The sequence below is a fragment of the Pseudomonas sp. NPDC089741 genome, assembly GCF_044748825.1.
Classification (GTDB): Bacteria; Pseudomonadota; Gammaproteobacteria; order Pseudomonadales; family Pseudomonadaceae; genus Aquipseudomonas; species Aquipseudomonas helmanticensis.
On the sequence record NZ_JBIVGT010000038.1, the window covers coordinates 1 to 18,969 of the forward strand.

General features: G+C 58.1%; 19 protein-coding genes. 10 read left to right on the forward strand and 9 right to left on the reverse strand.

Annotated features, from left to right (window positions below; all coding sequences use genetic code 11):
- Positions 1-296: 296 nt before the first annotated feature.
- Positions 297-1,496, reverse strand: a complete 1,200-nt coding sequence (gene tyrS, locus ACIPZE_RS25060) for a tyrosine--tRNA ligase (RefSeq protein WP_283438602.1) — start codon at positions 1,494-1,496, stop codon at positions 297-299.
- A gap of 213 nt (positions 1,497-1,709) precedes the next feature.
- Here tyrS and ACIPZE_RS25065 point away from each other — a divergent pair, with 213 nt between their 5' ends.
- Both ACIPZE_RS25065 and ACIPZE_RS25070 read left to right on the forward strand, forming a co-directional pair.
- Positions 1,710-3,134 carry a peptidoglycan DD-metalloendopeptidase family protein gene (locus ACIPZE_RS25065; protein WP_283438601.1) on the forward strand — a complete coding sequence of 475 codons (1,425 nt, stop codon included), beginning with the start codon at positions 1,710-1,712 and terminating at the stop codon, positions 3,132-3,134.
- A gap of 3 nt (positions 3,135-3,137) precedes the next feature.
- Positions 3,138-4,229 carry an anhydro-N-acetylmuramic acid kinase gene (locus tag ACIPZE_RS25070; protein WP_283438600.1) on the forward strand — a complete coding sequence of 364 codons (1,092 nt, stop codon included), beginning with the start codon at positions 3,138-3,140 and terminating at the stop codon, positions 4,227-4,229.
- 73 nt (positions 4,230-4,302) lie between these two features.
- On the opposite strand, the gene erpA is transcribed toward ACIPZE_RS25070, so the two are convergent.
- Positions 4,303-4,653, reverse strand: coding sequence for an iron-sulfur cluster insertion protein ErpA (gene erpA, locus ACIPZE_RS25075; RefSeq protein WP_003228776.1), 351 nt, complete (start codon positions 4,651-4,653; stop codon positions 4,303-4,305).
- Positions 4,654-4,821: 168 nt separating this feature from the next.
- Entirely contained in the window at positions 4,822-5,856 is a 1,035-nt protein-coding gene (argC, locus tag ACIPZE_RS25080) for an N-acetyl-gamma-glutamyl-phosphate reductase (RefSeq protein WP_400776004.1), read from the reverse strand.
- A gap of 134 nt (positions 5,857-5,990) precedes the next feature.
- On the opposite strand from argC, the gene hemJ reads away from it, so the two are divergent.
- The 6 genes from hemJ to coq7 all read left to right on the forward strand — a co-directional run bounded on the left by hemJ (position 5,991) and on the right by coq7 (position 10,594).
- Positions 5,991-6,419, forward strand: a complete 429-nt coding sequence (hemJ, locus tag ACIPZE_RS25085) for a protoporphyrinogen oxidase HemJ (protein ID WP_242208925.1) — start codon at positions 5,991-5,993, stop codon at positions 6,417-6,419.
- 33 nt (positions 6,420-6,452) lie between these two features.
- Positions 6,453-7,421 (forward strand): NAD(P)H-dependent flavin oxidoreductase, encoded by a 969-nt coding sequence (locus ACIPZE_RS25090; RefSeq protein WP_400776008.1) that lies wholly within the window; start codon positions 6,453-6,455, stop codon positions 7,419-7,421.
- A 77-nt stretch (positions 7,422-7,498) separates the two neighbouring features.
- Complete coding sequence (locus tag ACIPZE_RS25095) at positions 7,499-8,449, forward strand: DUF805 domain-containing protein (RefSeq protein ID WP_129395743.1); 951 nt, start codon at positions 7,499-7,501, stop codon at positions 8,447-8,449.
- A 61-nt stretch (positions 8,450-8,510) separates the two neighbouring features.
- Positions 8,511-9,299 carry an SDR family oxidoreductase gene (locus tag ACIPZE_RS25100; RefSeq protein WP_129395744.1) on the forward strand — a complete coding sequence of 263 codons (789 nt, stop codon included), beginning with the start codon at positions 8,511-8,513 and terminating at the stop codon, positions 9,297-9,299.
- Positions 9,300-9,379: 80 nt separating this feature from the next.
- A complete protein-coding gene (locus ACIPZE_RS25105; protein WP_003228789.1) occupies positions 9,380-9,718 on the forward strand; it encodes a histidine triad nucleotide-binding protein in 339 nt (112 codons plus the stop codon).
- 228 nt (positions 9,719-9,946) lie between these two features.
- Positions 9,947-10,594 carry a 2-polyprenyl-3-methyl-6-methoxy-1,4-benzoquinone monooxygenase gene (gene coq7 / locus ACIPZE_RS25110; RefSeq protein ID WP_008077993.1) on the forward strand — a complete coding sequence of 216 codons (648 nt, stop codon included), beginning with the start codon at positions 9,947-9,949 and terminating at the stop codon, positions 10,592-10,594.
- Between the two features lie 119 nt (positions 10,595-10,713).
- Here coq7 and speD read toward each other — a convergent pair whose 3' ends face one another.
- Positions 10,714-11,508, reverse strand: a complete 795-nt coding sequence (speD, locus tag ACIPZE_RS25115; RefSeq protein ID WP_129395745.1) for an adenosylmethionine decarboxylase — start codon at positions 11,506-11,508, stop codon at positions 10,714-10,716.
- A 237-nt stretch (positions 11,509-11,745) separates the two neighbouring features.
- Positions 11,746-12,168, reverse strand: a complete 423-nt coding sequence (locus ACIPZE_RS25120; protein ID WP_003228794.1) for an OsmC family protein — start codon at positions 12,166-12,168, stop codon at positions 11,746-11,748.
- A gap of 236 nt (positions 12,169-12,404) precedes the next feature.
- On the opposite strand from ACIPZE_RS25120, the gene crp reads away from it, so the two are divergent.
- Complete coding sequence (crp, locus tag ACIPZE_RS25125) at positions 12,405-13,049, forward strand: cAMP-activated global transcriptional regulator CRP (protein WP_283438598.1); 645 nt, start codon at positions 12,405-12,407, stop codon at positions 13,047-13,049.
- A gap of 9 nt (positions 13,050-13,058) precedes the next feature.
- Here crp and ACIPZE_RS25130 read toward each other — a convergent pair whose 3' ends face one another.
- The 4 genes from ACIPZE_RS25130 to ACIPZE_RS25145 all read right to left on the reverse strand — a co-directional run bounded on the left by ACIPZE_RS25130 (position 13,059) and on the right by ACIPZE_RS25145 (position 16,371).
- On the reverse strand, positions 13,059-13,760 hold the full coding sequence (locus ACIPZE_RS25130; RefSeq protein WP_283438597.1) for a lipoyl protein ligase domain-containing protein: 702 nt from the start codon (positions 13,758-13,760) through the stop codon (positions 13,059-13,061).
- Positions 13,761-13,885: 125 nt separating this feature from the next.
- The gene (trpC, locus tag ACIPZE_RS25135) at positions 13,886-14,722 is read right to left on the reverse strand and encodes an indole-3-glycerol phosphate synthase TrpC (protein ID WP_283438596.1); all 837 of its coding nucleotides are present in this window, start codon (positions 14,720-14,722) and stop codon (positions 13,886-13,888) included.
- On the reverse strand, positions 14,719-15,768 hold the full coding sequence (trpD, locus tag ACIPZE_RS25140) for an anthranilate phosphoribosyltransferase (RefSeq protein WP_283438595.1): 1,050 nt from the start codon (positions 15,766-15,768) through the stop codon (positions 14,719-14,721). The genes trpC and trpD overlap by 4 nt, the downstream gene beginning before the upstream one ends.
- 9 nt (positions 15,769-15,777) lie before the next feature.
- On the reverse strand, positions 15,778-16,371 hold the full coding sequence (locus tag ACIPZE_RS25145; protein ID WP_095050324.1) for an aminodeoxychorismate/anthranilate synthase component II: 594 nt from the start codon (positions 16,369-16,371) through the stop codon (positions 15,778-15,780).
- 408 nt (positions 16,372-16,779) lie between these two features.
- Between ACIPZE_RS25145 and estP the strand changes: the two genes are divergently transcribed.
- Entirely contained in the window at positions 16,780-18,687 is a 1,908-nt protein-coding gene (gene estP, locus ACIPZE_RS25150) for an esterase EstP (protein ID WP_283438594.1), read from the forward strand.
- Positions 18,688-18,969 lie beyond the last annotated feature (282 nt).

Here is an 18,969-nt window from a genome sequence, read left to right on the forward strand (position 1 = left end):
TCTACAGCAGCCTCATTTGCTGTCAAGTGATTATTTTCAGAAGTTTTCGAAGAATTCTTCAACAACTTCAACCACTTGCGCTTCCGATCTCTCGTTAGCGGGAGGCGAATTCTACAGCGTTACACGCTGCTGTCAACACCTCTTTTTCAACTTCTTTCTGTCTTCGATGAACTGAAGCACCTGCTGTCGAAACCTGCATAACTCATTGAATCTCAAGGAGTTTTCCGTTTCGACTGCGCCGGAAGTGGGGCGAATTATAGACATCTAAAATTCGCCGTCAACCCCTATTTTCAGTTTTACTCGGTTTTCAGCGTAATACGTGCAAACGCCTTCTTGCCAGCCTGGCAAACGTGGGTAGCGCCCAGTACGTATATAAAGGAACGATCAACCACCTCACCATCAACGCGCACACCACCGGATGCCAGCAGGTCGCGCGCCGCCGCCGAGTTCTTCACCAGACCTGCCTTATTAAGGACAGCTGCGATCGGCATGTCTTCAGCGGAAGCCAGCTCGATCTCCGGCAGGTCATCCGGCAGCTCGCCATCCTTCATACGGTTACCTGCCGCACGATGAGCATTGGCAGCAGCCTCTTCGCCATGGAAGCGCGCAACGATCTCTTCAGCCAACTTGATTTTGACGTCACGCGGATTGGCGCCAGCCTCAACATCAGCACGCAATGCGTTGATCTCATCCATCGAGCGGAAGCTGAGCAACTCGAAGTAACGCCACATCAGCGCATCCGGAATCGATACCAACTTGCTATACATGACGCCCGGAGCTTCCTGGATGCCGACATAGTTACCCAGGGACTTGGACATCTTCTTCACGCCGTCCAGACCCTCAAGCAACGGCATGGTCAGAATGCACTGCGCCTCCTGCCCGTAACCACGCTGCAGTTCACGCCCCATCAGCAAGTTGAACTTCTGATCGGTACCGCCCAACTCGACGTCCGCACGCAAAGCCACCGAGTCATAGCCCTGAACCAGCGGATACAGGAACTCATGAATAGCGATTGGCTGATTGGTGGTGTAACGCTTATCGAAGTCATCACGCTCAAGCATGCGCGCGACGGTGTACTGCGAGGTCAGACGAATAAAGTCCGCTGGCCCCATCTGATCCATCCAGGTGGAGTTGAACGCAACTTCGGTTTTCGCCGGATCGAGAATCTTGAACACCTGAGTCTTGTACGTCTCGGCGTTTTCCAGAACCTGCTCGCGAGTCAGCGGAGGACGTGTCGCACTCTTGCCGCTCGGATCACCGATCATTCCGGTGAAGTCACCTATAAGGAAGATCACCTGATGCCCCAGTTCCTGGAACTGGCGCAGCTTATTAATAAGCACGGTATGACCCAAGTGCAGATCCGGAGCGGTCGGATCGAAACCAGCCTTGATACGCAGCGGTTGGCCGCGCTTGAGCTTCTCGATCAGCTCGGACTCGACCAATAGTTCTTCCGCACCACGTTTAATCAGCGCTAGCTGCTCTTCAACCGACTTCATAACAGACCCGCAAGGCTCAGATTCAAAGGGAACCAACCATACAAGATCGCGCACCAATTACAAGTTTTGCCCGGCGCACGGACACCAATCCACAGACAGAGTGCCTGCAGACTTGCTTCAGAGATGATTTGGTTATATTTTATACAGTTATTTCATCTTCATCATGTCATTCATCTTTTCCAATTCATCTTTTTTCAAAGTCAAAAACTACTTATGACCACAGAACCGTCTAAAGCGCCTCCGCTTTACCCGAAGACCCACCTGCTTGCCGCAAGTGGAATCGCCGCCCTTCTCAGCCTGGCACTCCTGGTATTTCCTTCCAGTGATGTTGAAGCCAAAAAGACGACCCTGAGCCTGGAACTGGAAAGTCCTGCTGAACAACTGACACAAGATCAAGACGCTGCTGACGCGGCTCAGGCCACAAATGAACCGGTGTCCTCGCCGTTTGCGCAAATCGAAAACGCTGACGAAAACACCCCGCAAACAGCAGAGAGTGCGCCTGCACCGGCGCCAACAGCTGAAAAACCCAAGTCTCCCGGCCATCGCGAAGTCGTCGTCGCCAAGGGCGATACGCTGTCTACACTGTTCGAAAAGGTCGGTTTGCCGGCCGCCGCCGTGCATGAAGTATTGGCCAGCGACAAACAGGCCAAACAGTTCAGCCAGCTCAAGCATGGCCAGAAACTCGAGTTCGAACTGAACCCTGAAGGCCAGTTGACCAGCCTGCACAGCAAGGTCAGTGACGTTGAAACCATCACCCTGACCAAGAATGACAAGGGATACGCGTTCAACCGCGTCACCGCAAAACCGACCGTTCGCACCGCTTACGTTCACGGCGTCATCAACAGCTCCTTGTCACAGTCCGCCGCCCGCGCCGGGCTGTCTCACAGCATGACCATGGACATGGCCAGCGTGTTTGGTTACGACGTCGACTTCGCCCAGGACATCCGCCCTGGCGACGAATTCGATGTGATCTACGAACAGAAAGTAGTCAACGGTAAAGCCGTCGGTACCGGCCCGATCCTGTCGGCCCGCTTCACTAACCGCGGCAAGACTTACACCGCCGTGCGTTACACCAACAAACAGGGCAACAGCAGCTATTACACGGCAGACGGCAACAGCATGCGCAAGGCGTTCATCCGCACCCCGGTGGACTTCGCCCGCATCAGTTCGAAGTTCTCCATGGGCCGCAAGCACCCTATCCTCAACAAGATCCGCGCCCACAAAGGCGTCGATTACGCCGCACCTCGCGGTACGCCAATCAAGGCGGCCGGTGACGGCAAAGTGCTGCTGGCTGGCCGTCGTGGTGGCTACGGCAACACCGTGATCATTCAGCACGGCAACACTTACCGTACGCTGTATGGCCACATGCAGGGCTTCGCCAAAGGCGTGAAAACCGGCGGCACCGTCAAGCAAGGTCAAGTGATTGGCTATATCGGCACTACCGGCCTGTCCACCGGCCCGCACTTGCACTATGAATTCCAGGTCAACGGCGTTCACGTCGATCCACTGGGTCAGAAGCTGCCAATGGCCGATCCGATCGCCAAAGCCGAGCGCGCTCGCTTCCTTGCTCAGAGTCAGCCGTTGATGGCGCGTATGGATCAAGAGAAGGCCACGATGCTGGCTTCGAGCAAGCGCTAAGCCATGGCTCTTTATATCGGTGTGATGTCCGGAACCAGCCTCGATGGCCTGGACATCGCCCTGATCGAACAGACTTCGGCGATCAAACTGGTCGCCACGCACTACATCCCCATGCCTGAATCCCTGCGCGCCGAGATGCTTGGCTTGTGCGCCAGCGGCCCCGACGAGATCGCCCGCTCGGCGATTGCCCAGCAACACTGGGTCAAGCTCGCAGCGCAGGGCATCCACACTCTCCTCGATCAGCAGAAACTCAAACCCGACGCCATTCGTGCGATTGGCAGCCACGGCCAAACCATTCGCCATGAACCGGCGCGCGGCTTCACCGTGCAGATCGGCAACCCTGCCCTGCTGACGGAATTGACCGGCATCACCGTAGTCAGCGACTTCCGCAGCCGCGATGTCGCTGCCGGTGGCCAGGGTGCACCTCTGGTTCCAGCCTTCCATGAAGCGTTATTCGAAGAGCGTACCGGCAACCAGGCCGTCTTGAATGTCGGCGGTTTCAGCAATCTGAGCCTGATAGAGCCGACCCGGCCTGTAGCCGGTTTCGACTGCGGCCCGGGGAATGTTCTGATGGACGCCTGGATTCACCAGCAGCGTGGCGAACACTATGATCGCAATGGCGACTGGGCAAAAACAGGTTCTGTTGAACCGTCCCTTTTGAAGGCACTGCTCAGCGATCCGTTCTTCGTCACCAAAGGCCCGAAAAGTACCGGCCGCGAAGTGTTCAACCTGCCTTGGCTGGAACAACATCTCGCACGCCTGCCAGCCTTTGCTGCCGAGAACGTGCAAGCCACCCTGCTTGAGCTGACCGCCCTGACCATCATCGAATCGCTGCAGAGTGCTCAAGCCGATACGCAAGAGCTGCTGGTCTGCGGCGGCGGCGCGCACAACGCGACACTGATGAGTCGGCTGGCCGACCTGCTACCAAATACAACGGTTGCGAGCACCGCGACCCACGGCGTTGATCCAGACTGGGTCGAAGCCATGGCTTTCGCTTGGCTGGCTCACTGCTGCCTCGAAGGCATCGCCGCCAATCGCCCCAGTGTCACCGGTGCACGCGGTCTTCGGGTACTCGGCGCCATCTACCCAGCCTGACTAAATCGCACACAGCAAAACGCCGCAGAACCGTAAGGCTCTGCGGCGTTTTGTTATCTGGAACGAAAAACGATCAGATCGAGAACGAAGACCCACAACCACAAGTCGTGGTGGCGTTCGGGTTCTTGATCACGAAGCGCGAGCCTTCCAGACCTTCCTGGTAATCCACTTCAGCACCGGCCAGGTACTGGAAGCTCATCGGATCAACCACCAGACTTACGCCTTCGCGTTCGACGATGGTGTCGTCCTCGGCCACATCTTCATCGAAGGTGAAACCGTATTGAAACCCTGAACAACCGCCGCCCGTAACGAATACGCGCAGCTTCAAGCGATCATTCCCCTCTTCATCGACCAGGCTCTTCACCTTGTGCGCAGCACCTTGGGTGAATTGCAAAGCCGTGGGGGTGAAGGATTCGACGCTCATGCTGACTATCTCCCGGCGTTACGCCGCCATAATGCGTGATGACGCGCATTATCCGCTTGTCCTAGAAAATCGGTCAACTATTGTTACGGTATATCAATAAACCCGACCCATGGTCGAGAATGCAAAAAGGCCCGAATGACGGGCCTTTTTGCTGTACAGATTAAAGTGTTACGGCAGCATACCGGCGTGCGACAGACCGAAACGCTCGTCCAGCCCGAACAGAATGTTCATGTTCTGCACCGCCTGGCCCGAAGCGCCTTTGACCAGATTGTCGATCACCGACAGCACCACCACCAGATCGCCATCCTGCGGACGATGCACCGCGATCCGGCAAACATTGGCGCCGCGCACACTACGGGTTTCCGGATGGCTGCCAGCCGGCATCACATCGACGAACGGCTCGTTGGCATAACGCTTTTCAAACAGCGCCTGCAGATCCACCGAGCGATCAACCACAGTCGCGTAGAGCGTGGAGTGAATGCCACGGATCATCGGCGTCAGGTGCGGAACGAAAGTAAGGCCAACGTCCTTACCCGCTGCGCGACGCAGGCCCTGGCGAATTTCCGGCAGGTGACGGTGACCTTTCACCGCGTAAGCCTTCATGCTTTCCGACGTCTCGGAGTACAACGAACCTACAGAGGCGCCACGACCGGCACCGCTGACGCCGGATTTGCAGTCGGCGATCAGACGCGAAGTATCCGCCAGACCGGCTTCCAGCAGCGGCAGGAACCCCAACTGCGTAGCGGTTGGATAGCAGCCCGGCACGGCGATCAGGCGAGCTTTTTTGATCTGCTCGCGATTGACTTCCGGCAGGCCATAAACCGCTTCGTCCAGCAACTCTGGCGCGCCGTGCGGCTGACCGTACCACTTGGCCCATTCCTCAGCGTCCTGCAGACGGAAGTCCGCCGACAAATCGATCACCTTGGTGCCGGCAGCGAGCAGTTCGCCAGCCAAGGCATGAGCAACACCGTGCGGAGTCGCGAAAAACACCACGTCGCAAGCGCCCAGGGTCTTGATGTCCTGCACGCTGAAAGCCAGGCCGTCGTAGTGACCGCGCAGGTTCGGGTACATGTCAGCCACAGGCAGGCCAGCCTCGGATCGGGAAGTGATCACCACCACTTCTGCCTGCGGATGCTGTGCCAACAGACGCAGCAGTTCGACACCGGTGTAACCCGTGCCGCCGACGATACCGACCTTGACCATAAACCTGCCCTCAACGAACCCACTGGAAAGCCGTCGATAATAGGGGCCGCGCGCCCCTGCGACAACCGTCAAGGTGACGTGCGGACGCTCAAGCCTCTACTATCCGGCTTACCGTGAACCTGGAATAACTAAAAATGCTCTATCTATGGATCAAAGCTTTTCACATTGTCAGCATCGTTTGCTGGTTTGCCGGACTGTTCTATCTGCCGCGACTGTTCGTTTATCACGCGCAAAGCGAAGACACGATCAGCAAAGAACGCTTCAGCGTCATGGAGCGCAAGTTGTATCGCGGCATCATGGGCCCGGCAATGATCGCCACACTGATCTTTGGCGGCTGGCTGATCTACCTCAACCCGGGCATCTTCAGCATGGGTGGCTGGATTCACGCCAAACTGACCCTCGTGGTTCTATTGATCGGCTACCACCATATGTGCGGCGCGCAGGTAAAACGTTTCGCCCGTGGCGAGAACACCCGCAGCCATGTCTTTTATCGCTGGTTCAATGAAGTGCCGGTTCTGATATTGCTGGCTATCGTAATTCTGGTCGTGGTCAAGCCGTTCTAACTTCAATAACTACAGATCACTGGGGTGTTCATCATGTCGCTGCCCGCTCTGCTCGAACAACGTCTGCGTTTGCCTGTCGTTGCCGCGCCGATGTTCCTGATTTCCAACCCCGAGTTGGTGCTCGCCTGTTGCCGCAACGGTGTGGTCGGCAGTTTTCCGGCGCTTAACCAGCGTGAAAGCAGCGGCTTCAAGGCCTGGCTGGAACAGATCGAAGCGGGACTGGCGACTCTGGACAACCCTGCACCCTACGCGGTGAACCTGATCGTTCATAACAGCAACCCGCGCTTGCAGGCGGATCTGAATATCTGCGTCGAGCACAAAGTCCCCATCGTCATTACCAGCCTCGGCGCGGTGAAGGAGTTGGTCGACGCCGTGCACAGCTATGGCGGCCTGGTCTTCCACGACGTCACCACCCGGCGACATGCCGAGAAAGCCGCCGAGGCCGGTGTCGATGGATTGATCGCTGTTGCGGCCGGCGCCGGTGGCCACGCCGGCACATGGAGTCCGTTTGCACTGATCGCCGAGATTCGCCAGTTCTTCGACAAGACACTGTTGCTTGCAGGATGTTTGAACCACGGCCATGAGATTCTCGCCGCGCAGTTGCTCGGCGCGGATTTGGCCTACTTCGGTACGCGATTTATCGGCACCACAGAAAGCCATGCGCCTGACGCCTACAAGGAGATGCTGCTGACAGCCAAGGCTGCGGACATCATCCATACTCCAGCGGTGTCGGGCGTCCCAGCCAGTTTCATGCGCCAGAGTCTGCAGGCGGCCGGTTTCGACATGGCCGCCCTGCAAGGCAAGGGCGAGGTGAACTTCGGCGACAAGCTCAAACCGATCAGCGACGAAGCCAAAGCCTGGAAGACTGTGTGGTCGGCCGGCCAGGGCGTCGGGCAGATTGACGATCTGCCCAGCGTCGATCAGTTGATCGCTCGCCTTGATGCGGAATACCGGCAGGCCCAGCAACGCGCAGCGCAGTTGCCACAACGCTGGCCACGGTAAAAAATCAGGCCAGTCGCTAGCGGACAGGCCTTACACTGACGACCTTTCAATCTATTCGCGACAAGGATGCCTCGGCCATGAGTGACACCCGTTACAAGATCGTTTTCGACGGTGCTCTACAGCCCGGTGTCGACATCACCACTGCCAAACTCAATCTGGCCGACCTGTTCAAAAGCGAAGTAGCCGCCATCGAACGGCTCTTCAATGGCAGTGTCGTCGCAATCAAGCGTGATCTCTCCCACAGCGATGCGCAGACCTATCTGCAAGCGCTGAACAAAACCGGCATCAATGCCCGCATCGAAAGCGAAACCCCCATCGAACTGAATCTGTCGGATGTGCACGAACACACCGCGGCCGTGATGGAACCGAGTTCGCCGTACGCGCCACCTCGCGCGAACGTCGGCGAAAGCCTGCCAGCGTTTGCCACGCTCAAACCGTTTAGTGTGGAAGGCCGGATCGGTCGTCTGCGCTACCTGGCCTGGTCGATGGTGCTGACGCTGGTGACGCTGCCGATTATCGGCATCTTTGCATTGATCGCGCTGGGACTCGTCGGTGCCGACTCCACCAGCGGCCTGATCATCGGCGGCATCTTCGCGGTCTTTCTGTTCTTGGCACTGCTCATCGCCAGCATCATGTTCAGTGTCCAACGCCTGCACGATATTGGCTGGTCCGGCTGGCTCTGGTTGCTGACCCTGGTACCTTTCGTGGGCAGCTTCTTCCCGTTTGTGGTCATGATCGTTCCGGGCAATAGCGTCGCCAACCGCTATGGCCCGCCACCGCCACCGAACAGCACGGCGGTCAAGGTCCTGTGTTCGCTGTGGATCGTGTTTATCGCGCTGTTTTTTGTCGGAGGCATTCTTGGCGGAATCTCGGCCATCCAGCAGGAATACGAAAGCAATCTGGAAAGCAGCTACGAAAGCGGCTCGGTGACCACTGACGAGATCGACGTGGAAGTCGAACCCGCAGCGAATTCCGCCGACGATGCAGCCGAAGCGGCGCAGGCCCCTGTAGACTCTGCGAAAGAATGAACAGCGCTCCCCGCCGTGACACCCGCGTCGTCGGCGCGGAGCTGTTGCGATGGAGAATTGCATGACCCGTTACGCTCTGATCACTGGCGCTTCCAGCGGCATCGGCCTGGCCATGGCCGAAGCGCTGGCCCGCCGTGGCCGCAGCCTGATTCTGGTGGCACGACAGCGTGATCAGCTGGAAAGTATCGCGATAGAGTTGACCCAACGTTTCGGCGTCGAGGTGCTGTTTCGCGCTTGCGACCTGGGCGAACCTTTGCGCTTGTCCGGTTTTCTGCTTGAGCTGGAAGAAGGCGACCGGCAGATCGATTTACTGGTGAACTGCGCCGGCATCGGCACCTGCGGGCCGTTCCTTGCCCAGGACTGGATGACCGAGCAGGATCTGATCGAGGTGAATATCCTCGCCCTCACCCGTCTGTGCCATGCAATCGGCAACAGCATGGCGCTGCAGGGCGGCGGGCAGATTCTCAATGTCGCCTCGGTGGCGGCGTTCAATCCCGGGCCATGGATGAGCACGTATTACGCCAGCAAGGCTTACGTGCTGCACTTTTCCGAGGCGCTGCGGGTTGAACTCAAGCAAAGTGCGGTGAAGGTTTCGGTGCTCTGCCCCGGCCCGACCCGCACGGCATTTTTCCGCACGGCGCAACTGAACAGCGACAAACTCAAAGACAGCAAGTTGTTGATGAGCCCCGAGGAAGTCGCGCTGTACACCGTGCGCGCCCTCGCCAAGAACCGCGCGATCATCATTCCGGGACGACGCAACCGCTGGTTCGCCTTCCTGCCACGACTCGGCTCGCGCTGGCTCAATCGCACCATCGTCGGCATGGTCAACAAGGCTTACTGCCCGCGCTGAACGGTCCTGCGGCAAAACACTGGGCGGGTTGATTTCCCATGAGTACACTCAGGCCAGCCCATACAACGGAGAAAACAGCAGTGGATACTCTGTTCACCAAGATCATCAACCGGGAAATCCCGGCCAAGATCATTTACGAGGACGACCAGGTTCTGGCCTTCCACGATATCGCCCCTCAGGCACCGGTTCATTTCCTGGTGATCCCGAAAAAACCGGTACGCACCCTCAATGACCTGACCGAAGACGACAAGGCATTGGCCGGGCATATCCTGTTCACCGCGCAGCGCCTGGCGCTGGAGCTAGGTTGCGAGGAAGGCTTCCGGGTCGTGATGAACTGCAATGAAAAGGGCGGGCAGACCGTCTATCACATTCATATGCACGTCCTCGGTCAGCGCCAGATGAACTGGCCACCGGGTTAAGATTCACCGACCAGGCCTGCGGTTTGTCACCTGTAGGAGCTGCCGAAGGCTGCGATCTTTTGATCTTCGAGTTAGCAATAACAAGATCAAAAGATCGCAGCCTTCGGCAGCTCCTACATAAAGCACACCCCGTACATCCAGCACATAAAGCGTGGCAAATGACCCAGCGCAAACCTTCCCCGGCCGATTCGGTTAAACTGGCCGCCGAGATTCTTCCCGGAGGTCAGCATGACTACCCAACGTCACTACTCGCCGATTGACCGTCTTCTGCTGCAAGCCGATGCCGCGATGCGTACCTTGCTGCCCTTCAGTGGCCAGCCGTACCGTCCGTCGCCAGCAATCCTGCAGCCGGACACGCAGATGAGCGACGAAGACACCCGTCACGTCGCCGGCCTGATGCGCATCAACCACACGGGTGAAGTCTGCGCCCAAGCGCTGTATCAAGGCCAGGCGCTGACCGCCAAGCTGCCGCAGGTACGCGAGGCCATGGAGCACGCTGCCGAAGAAGAGATCGATCATCTGGTCTGGTGCGAACAGCGCATTCACCAGTTAGGCAGCCATACCAGTGTTTTGAATCCGCTGTTTTATGGCATGTCGTTCGGCATCGGCGCAGTTGCCGGGTTGATCAGCGACAAGGTCAGCCTCGGGTTCGTCGCGGCGACCGAGCATCAGGTGTGTAAACATTTGAATGAACATCTGGAACAATTGCCGGCCGAGGACGAAAAGTCCCGGGCGATTCTCGAGCAGATGCGCATTGATGAAGAACATCATGCGGAGAGTGCGCTGGAGGCTGGGGGTTTCCGCTTTCCGGCGCCGGTGAAGTTCGGGATGAGTATTCTGGCGAAGGTGATGACCAAGAGTACTTATCGGATTTGAGGTCTGTGTTGGTGCTGAGGGCCTCATCGCGAACAGGCTCGCTCCTACAGGGGGCTTTGTTTCAGTAATAAAAAAGGCGACTGCCCTGAGACAGTCGCCTTTTTTTGTGCCCGGAAATCTTAGGTCGGCATGTTGCGCGCGTAGAAGATTTCAAGCATTTCGTGTTTCACCCGATCAGTCACCTGAGCACGCTGCTCGGCGGACAGGTTGCTGGTGGCGTCGCCGAACAGGTAGTTATCCAGTTCGAAGTTCTTCAGCAGCATTTTGGTGTGGAACAGGTTTTCCTGGTACACGTTCACGTCGGTCATCTGATACGCGTCGCGAGTGTCTTCGGAGAGATAGTTCTGGATCGAGTTGATCTCGTGATCGATGAAGTGCTTGTTGCCTTCAACGTCACGGGTGAAGCCACGCACACGGTAATCCACAGTCACAATGTCCGAATCGAACTGGTGAATGAGGAAGTTGAGCGCTTTCAACGGTGAAATTACGCCACAGGTCGACACGTCGATGTCCACACGGAAAGTCGCAATACCAGCGTCCGGATGGATCTCCGGATAGGTGTGCACCGTGATGTGACTCTTGTCGAGGTGGGCAAGGATGATTTCGGGCAATGGACCCGGGGATTCTTCGATCTGACTTTCAGTCGGGGTCACCGGCTCTTCAGAAATCAGAATCGTGACGCTGGCACCCTGAGGCTCGTAGTCCTGACTGGCAATGTTCAGGATGTTGGCACCAATGATCTCGACAACTTCTGTGAGAATCTGCGTCAGGCGTTTCGCGTTGTACTCTTGATTGATGTACTCGACGTAAGCCTGCTGGTCTTGCGGGGTTTCCGCGTAGCAGATGTCATAGATGTTGAAGCTCAAGGTCTTTGTCAGGTTATTGAACCCGTGGAGCTTGAGTTTGCTTTTCACCGTTAAAAACTCTCTATGTATGCGGCCCGGCCGCGTGATCAAGCATGCCCGTCAAATGCGAACAACGCACCTGCGTAGGACGGTTAACACCTCTTCGCGATGGCGATTTTGGTTATCTGTTCAGGCGGATGACCCGTCGACTGACCGATCACTGCCCTGAAAAAAGTGGCGCATTATGCAGACGTCAGCGGGGGATCGCCAGAGTCTGCACTGCTTTTATGATAGTTGAATGTCGGTTCAACCGAGTTCGACGATTTCGTAATCGTGGGTGATTGCCACGCCAGCCGCGCCGAGCATGATCGAGGCCGAGCAATATTTCTCCGCGGACAGTTCGATGGCGCGTTTGACCTGAGCTTCTTTCAGGCCACGGCCCTTGACCACAAAATGCATGTGAATCTTGGTGAATACCTTGGGATCTTCGGTCGCGCGCTCGGCTTCGAGGAAGGCTTCGCAGCTTTCAACGGCCTGACGCGACTTCTTCAGGATGCTGACCACGTCGAAGTTGCTGCAACCGCCGACACCCAGCAGGAGCATTTCCATCGGACGAACACCCAGATTACGACCACCGGCGTCCGGCGGACCGTCCATTACCACGACATGACCGCTGCCGGATTCGCCGAGGAACATGGCTTCGCCAGCCCATTGGATGCGTGCCTTCATCGCCAAGACTCCACTGTAAAAAAAGGGTCGCCAGCTTAGCACAGGGCTTTGCTCTGGCAGCGAGCGTCGTTCCTAGGACCGATGCCTCTGCAACGTAGGTAATTTCTCGAATTTGCGACGAAGTGTCTGTTAAGCTGGCGCCAATTCGCTGGCGCCCATGTCAGCTGTGTAGCGACCGCCTTCAGCGCCTCATAAAAAAATCAAACATTACCGTGCAGTCTTTTCGGGATACAACCATGGTTGCTATTACCCCCACACCCAAAATCAAGAACCTCGACAAGCTGTTGATGCATTGTCAGCGCCGCCGTCATGCGGCCAAGAGCAACATCATCTGTGCCGGCGACCGCTCGGACACGCTGTACTTCATCATCAAGGGTTCGGTGACCATCCTCATCGAGGATGACGACGGCCGCGAGATGATCATTGCGTACCTCAATGCCGGGGATTTCTTTGGCGAACTGGGCCTGTTCGAGCAAGCAGGCCTGGAGCAGGAGCGCAGTGCCTGGGTGCGGGCCAAGGTCGAATGCGAAACGGCAGAAATCAGCTACGCCAAGTTCCGCGAACTGTCGCAGCAGGATCCGGACATTCTTTACGTGCTCAGCGGACAAATCGCACAACGCCTGCGCAATACCACGCGCAAGGTCGGCGACCTGGCGTTCTTCGACGTCACCGGTCGAGTCGCGCGTTGCCTGCTGGAACTGTGCAAGCAGCCAGATGCGATGACCCACCCGGACGGCATGCAGATCAAGGTGACGCGTCAGGAGATCGGCCGGATTGTCGGTTGTTCGCGGGAGATGGTTGGTCGCGTGCTCAAGGATCTTGAAGAACGCAACCTGGTGAATGTGAAGGGCAAGACCATGGTGGTCTTCGGTACCCGCTAAAGCCGAAACTCAGGCGCTGTACATCTGCGCCAGCATCAGACGAAACAGTTCATCAAGACGCGCCAAGGCATCTGGCGCGTCGAATTTCTCATGCAGGGCAATGTGGCTCTGCGCCCTCACCCGCTGCTCCAGGCCGCACGCTTCGTTGAAGCGATTGACCGCTGCGACCATCGACTCGCGCTCGTTATCCATCAGCATCGCTCCGTGGACCAGACCGACCGGACGCTGTCCGCCCTGACTCTGGCGCCAGCGTTGTGCGGTGCCAACCATTTTGCGGCCGTCGAGATTGACGTTGAAACGACCATCGCAGAATGCGCCATCAATTTCGCCCAATGATGCCGTGCCGCCCAGCTCATCGAGCAACTGGCAGATCGGATCGCAGAGACGGCGATAGCCGGTTTCGATGCGGTTCAGATCGCCTTCGCTGCGCGGTGGCGCGTAGACCAAAGCGATATTGATCGTGGCGGCGGATTGCGGGACGGGCTCGCCGCCGGTTTCACGCAGCAGAACAGGCCAGCCGGCAGCGGCGGAGACTTCGCAGGCGTGATCGAAAGCGGGTAAGCGGTTGAGGCGGCGTGGCATGACCAAGGCGCGATCGCTGGGTTGCCAGAATAGAAGGCCGAATTCTGAGTCGCCGCCGCAGACCGAGGCCAGCAAATCCTGTTCGGCTTGCAGGCCGGCTTCGATGGTCAGGGGGGTGGGCAGCGACATTGAGGGCTCCGGCAGATTTGGAATCTTTAGGGATTTCTAGTACCTCATTGCGAGCAGGCTCACTCCTACAATTGGAACGCGTTCCCCTGTAGGAGCGAGCCTGCTCGCGAATGAGGTCGACTCGGTCAGTCGAGGGTCGAACCGCTGATCGGCACGCCACGCTCCGGGAAGAACAAGCGCTGCAGTTCAGTGCCCGGATTTTCCGCACGCATGAACGCTTCGCCGACCAGGAACGAATACACGTCGCTGATTTCCATCAGTTCGACATCGGCACGATTGAGGATGCCGCTCTCGGTAATCACCAGGCGATCGCGCGGAATGCGCGGCAGCAGGTCGAGGGTAGTTTCCAGGCTGACTTCAAAGGTGTGCAGGTTGCGGTTGTTAACCCCGACCAGCGGCGTGTCGAGGGTTTTCAACGCGCGCTCCAGCTCATCGCCGTCGTGCACTTCCACCAGCACATCGAGGCCGACGCTTTTGGCGACGGCGGCCAGCTCGGCCATTTTCACGTCATCCAGCGCGGAGACGATCAGCAGCACGCAGTCGGCGCCAAGCGCGCGGGCTTCGACGATCTGGTACGGATCGATCATGAAGTCCTTGCGGATCACCGGCAGACTGCACGCAGCACGGGCCTGCTGCAGATAAGCATCGGCGCCCTGGAAATAATCGATATCGGTCAGTACGGACAGACAGGTCGCCCCGCCCTTCTCGTAGCTTTTGGCGATGTCGGCGGGAATGAAGCTCTCGCGAATCACGCCTTTGCTCGGCGAAGCCTTTTTGATTTCGGCAATCACCGCAGGCTGTTTTTTCTTCGCCTGCGTCAGCAACGCATTGGCAAAACCGCGAGGTGCATCGGCCGCCTTGGCCAGACTTTCCAGCTCGCTCAGGCTGACGCGGGCGCTACGCTCGGCAACTTCCTGAACTTTGCGCGCCAGAATGTTTTCCAGAACCGTCGGTACACTCATCCCTCATTCTCCACTCTGAATACCGCGGTAAAGGCACCCAACTCCTCGAGCTTTTCCCGAGCGAGACCGGTGTGCAGAGCGTCGTGCGCTAGCTCCACGCCCTGTTTCAAACTGCTGGCCACGTCGGCGGCATACAGCGCGGCGCCGGCGTTGAGCACAATCATTTCGGCCGCTTTCTGGCCGTTCTCGGTCTTGCGCCTGCCCAGTGCATCGCGGATCAGCGCCAGCGACGCCTCCGGGCCTTCGACCGACAGACCGTGCAGGCTCTGGCTCTTCATGCCGAGGTCTTCCGGCTCGACCCAATACTCAGTGATTTCGTTGTTCTTCAGCTCGGCGACAAACGTCGGCGCGGCGAGACTGAACTCGTCCAGGCCATCCTTCGAATGCACCACCAGCACATGCTTGCTGCCCAGACGCTGCAACACTTCGGCCAATGGCCGGCACAGTGCCTGGGTGAACACGCCCACCACCTGATGTTTCACACCGGCCGGATTCGTAAGCGGGCCGAGCATGTTGAACAGCGTACGCAGGCCGAGATCGCGGCGCGGGCCGGCGGCGTATTTCATGGCTTTGTGGTGGGTCTGGGCGAACATGAAACCGATGCCGACGTTGTCGATGCAACGTGCGACCTGAACCGGCGTCAGGTTCAGGTAGATGCCGGCAGCTTCGAGCAAGTCGGCACTGCCGCTCTTGCCCGAGACCGCGCGGTTACCGTGCTTGGCCACCGTGCAGCCAGCCGCCGCGACAACAAAGGAAGAAGCCGTCGACACGTTGAAGATGTTCGCACCGTCACCGCCGGTGCCGACCACATCGACCACGCCGTCGAGCGTTTTCAGTTCAACCTGATCGGCCAGTTCACGCATGACCGACACGGCGCCGACGATCTCGTCGATGCTCTCGCTCTTCATGCGCATGGCCATCATGAACGCGCCGATCTGCGCGTCGGTGCATTGGCCGGTCATGATTTCACGCATCACATCGCGCATTTCATCGGTGCTGAGGTCGAGGTGATCGACGATACGGCTCAGGGCTGTCTTGATATTCACGGGAAGTCCTTAGCGCGTGCCGCCGGTTTGTTTGAGGAAGTTGGCAAACAGTTCATGACCCTGCTCGGTCAGGATCGACTCGGGGTGGAACTGTACGCCCTCAATGTTCAGGGTCTTGTGACGCAGGCCCATGATTTCGTCGACCGAACCGTCATCGTGCTGAGTCCACGCGGTCAGTTCCAGGCAATCGGGCAAAGTATCGTGCTTGACGATCAGCGAGTGATAGCGGGTAACCGTCAGCGGATGATTCAGACCGGCGAAAACACCCTTGTCCTCGTGAAATACCGGACTAGTCTTACCGTGCATTACCTGACGCGCACGCACGACGTCACCGCCAAAGGCCTGACCGATGGACTGGTGGCCAAGGCAGACGCCGAGGATCGGCAGTTTGCCGGCGAAGTGCTTGATGGCTTCGATGGAGATGCCGGCTTCGGTCGGCGTGCAAGGGCCTGGCGATACCACGATGCGCTCAGGCTTGAGTGCTTCGATTTCGGCGATGGTCAATTCGTCGTTGCGCACTACTTTGACTTCGGCACCCAACTCGCCGAGGTATTGCACAACGTTGTAAGTAAAGGAGTCGTAGTTGTCGATCATCAGCAACATGGCGTTTCGAACCTCTTGAATTCTGACTTGGAGACAGCCTTCAGATGACTTGCCCGCAGGGCGCTGCACGATGTCGGACGCAGGTAGACGCGTCGGCACAGCGGCATTTCAAACAGGCAAGGAAGGCAAAGCGATACAGATCCGGCGGGGCCGGCAGAAAAGATTCAGGCGCGCCAACGCCAGCGGGCGTGTGCCTTGATGACTTGATCCAGAAGTTTGCTGGTGATCAACACGGGGAAGGTCTCGTTCATACGTTCCGGCACAGTAACTTAGCTGGGCGGAGCGTGCAATATGGCCGGGGCTTTGGGGGATAAATCCAGGGGAGGATTCGCGACCGATGGCAAAAGGCCGGAAGTTTTTGGTACTGTCGTTTCGTTCACCTACAACAATAAATAAACGGACTTGCTCATGATCAAACAGACGTTGTTTGTACCGCTGGCCGGCTGCCTCCTCGCACTGGCCTGTGCCCAGGCCAATGCCGCACCCAATCCTTACTCGAATTTCGTGGTGTTTGGCGACAGCCTCAACGATGCCGGCACCTTCAGGGACACCGGCGGCCCGGCCGGTGCCACCCAGCGTTACACCAACCGCACCGGCCCGGTTTACCTGGATGGCAGCGGCGAAGTACGTTCGCTGAACTCCACGCAATTACTCGGTGGACGACTGGGCTTCACCCCGGATCAGACAGCTTCATCGAGTTCGGCAGTGCGCGCCGAAAACGGTCAGCCCGACGGCAATAACTGGGCGGTTGGCGGTTATCGAACCGATCAGATCCTCGATTCGATCACTACACAATCCGCCACAGGCGAACGCACCCGCGCCGGTTACCTGCCATCGAACGGCTTCCGTGCCGACCCGAATGCGCTGTATTACATTTCCGGCGGCGGTAACGACTTCCTCCAGGGTCGCATTCTCAGCCTGCCGCAAGCCAATGCCGGCGCCGATCGCCTGGCCGACAGTGTGCAAGCGCTGCAAACCGCCGGCGCCAAATACGTGATGGTCTGGTTGCTGCCTGACGTCGGCCTGACTCCGGCGATCAATGGCACACCGCTGCAGTCGTTCAGCAGCCAGCTCGCCGCGCAATTCAATAGCCAGTTGGTGACACGCCTGCAAGGCATCAACGCCGAAATCATTCCGTTGAACATTCCGGTACTGCTGTCGGAAGTGTTCGCCAATCCCGGGCGCTTTGGCTTGGCCACCGATCAGAATCTGACCGCGACCTGCTTCAGCGGCAGCAGTTGCCCGGAAAACGCCCGTTACGGCATCAACAGTGCGACCCCGGATCCGAGCAAGCTGATCTACAACGACGGCGTGCACCCGACCGAAGCCGGCCAGAAACTGATCTCCGACTACGCCTATTCCCTGCTGGCGGCGCCATGGGAACTGACATTGCTGCCGGAAATGGCCCACGCCACCGTCCGCGCGCATCAGGATGAACTGCGCAGCCAATGGCAAGCCGATTGGGAAAACTGGCAAGCGGTTGGCCAATGGCGCGCGATCGTTTCAGCGGGTGGTCAGCATGTCGACGTCGATAGCCAAAGCAGCGGCGCCAGCGCCGATGGCAGCGGTTACAACCTCAACGTCGGCGGCAGCTATCGTCTCAACGAGGCGTGGCGTGTCGGTGTGGCGGGCGGTTTCTACCGGCAGAACCTCGAGGCTGGTCATAACGATTCCGACTACAAACTCAACAGCTACATGGCCACCGCGTTCGCCCAGTTCCAGCAGAATCGCTGGTGGGCTGACATGGCGTTGACCGGCGGCAAACTCGAGTACGACAACCTCAAGCGCAAGTTTGATCTGGGCGTCAGCGAAGGTGCAGAAAAAGGCGATACCGACGGCAGCCTGTGGGCGTTCAGCACGCGTATCGGTTATGACATTGCCCAGCCGGGCAGCGAGTGGCACCTGTCGCCGTTCATCAGCGCCGACTACGCCAGCGTCGATGTCGACGGTTACTCGGAGAAAAGCAACCGCGCCACGGCCCTGACCTTTGACGACCAGACCCGCGATTCGAAACGCCTCGGCCTCGGCTTGCAGGGCAAGTACAACTTCACTCCGCAAACCCAGGTGTATGGTGAGTACGCTCACGAGCGTGAGTACGAGGATGACGTGCAAAAGGTCAACATCGCACTCAATACCTTGCCGGCGAACGACTTCAAACTTGAGGGTTACACGCCGCAGAGCCATTTGAACCGGTTGAGTCTGGGCGTCAGCCACAAGCTCACCGCTGATCTGGCGCTGCGTGGCGGGTATACGTTCCGCAAGGATGATGACTTTACCCAGCAGGGTTTGAATGTTGGGGTGGTGCTGGATTTTTAAGCGGTAGATCAAAGGATCGCAGCCTGCGGCAGCTCCTACGGAGGGTTGTTGCAGGTCATAAAAAAGCGGCGCCCTCACAGGCGCCGCTTTTTATGGATCATTTCTGGGGTGAGAGACATTAACCTGTGGCGAGGGGATTTATCCCCGTTGGGGTGCGAAGCAGCCCCTAAACCAAACACCGCGGTGTATCAGGCAAACCGCATGTAATGGTTTTACGACTGCTGCGCAGCCGAGCGGGGATAAATCCCCTCGCCACAATGAATCCCACACCACAGATAAATC